This window comes from Shewanella inventionis (assembly GCF_014641855.1).
In the GTDB taxonomy this organism is placed as follows: domain Bacteria; phylum Pseudomonadota; class Gammaproteobacteria; order Enterobacterales; family Shewanellaceae; genus Shewanella; species Shewanella inventionis.
In genome coordinates this window covers 1-1,130 of the sequence record NZ_BMII01000108.1, presented here as the reverse complement: position 1 = coordinate 1,130, position 1,130 = coordinate 1, and the positions used below count along the sequence as shown (strand labels likewise).

General features: G+C 41.8%; 1 protein-coding gene. It reads right to left on the bottom strand.

Translation table 11 applies throughout. From position 1 onward, the window contains the following. Positions 1-1,031 (bottom strand): ISAs1 family transposase (locus IEW93_RS21775; RefSeq protein ID WP_188741277.1); only part of this gene is annotated, 1,031 nt, incomplete at its 3' end. Positions 1,032-1,130 lie beyond the last annotated feature (99 nt).

Sequence of the window (1,130 nt, the reverse complement as noted above, 5' to 3'; positions counted from 1 at the left end):
CTTCCCTTAGATGATTCTGAGCGGAGCATATTTAACGATAGTTTGCGTAATAATGACCAATTCTCTGCTGCATGATTTTGATAAATCTGGCAATGGTCTTCACCCATTGAAGCATCCAAAACCCAGTGTAAACTGTTTTCGATAAACCAGTGAGAGCGCACTGCATCTGCAAATTTCTGCTCTGGTAATTCTGCCGAACTTATATAATATCGATAGGTTAATGCCCCCTTACCATTGCAATGTCTATAGCTCATCGCCATGCCAATTGAACGTAAACCCTGCCATTCACTAAAGTCACCTTCAAGCTCATTTGCACTAAGTACATGATAAGCTCGCGCTTCAACTCTACCGTGTTTGTTCTCGATAGCTAGCGGTGATAAAGGGGCTTGGCGGACTGAGGAAAAAGCCGACATTATCGCGTCATGCAATGATTTTTGATTCGATTTTACAGCAAGTAGATAATCACCATCTTGCTTAACTATTTGTGCGGCGATTGACTTCTGACATCCCATTGCATCGATGGAAACAAGTTTTTCTCTTATATCTAAGAGTCGCAGCAAATCAGGAATGGCGGTGATTTCGTTGGATTTGTCACTGGTCTTTAACTGACCCAGCACTAACTTATTTTCGCAAGCAAATGCGTTGACCATGTGTATCGTTGATAAACGGTCATTACGATGATAAGAACGCTTTAACGTTTTTCCATCTATCGCAATAAGTTGGCCATCACTTGCACTATGGACGGCTTGCATCCATTGCATGAAACATGCACTAAACTCATCTGGGTCAATACGAGAAATAATTCGAGCAATCGTATCATCAGCAGGTACACCTTCCTTTAAGTAACCGTGCTTTTGAAACCACGCTAGATGACCATCAGCATAACAATGTATATCTGCCCAACCCTCAGCGCCTGCGATGACGGCACATAAGCTCACAAATAAGATATCCTCTAAAGGATATGTCACCTTGGCCGTTTGGCGCTGGTCGATGATGTTACTAAAGTGGCTTGTGAAGGCTTCGATATACATGCTTATACTCCTGAAAAGAGAGTATAAGATCACGAACGCTGTATTAGGTCAAATAAGATTTAATCGATAGCGTATTTTGTTTAAAAAACGTTCGCGATC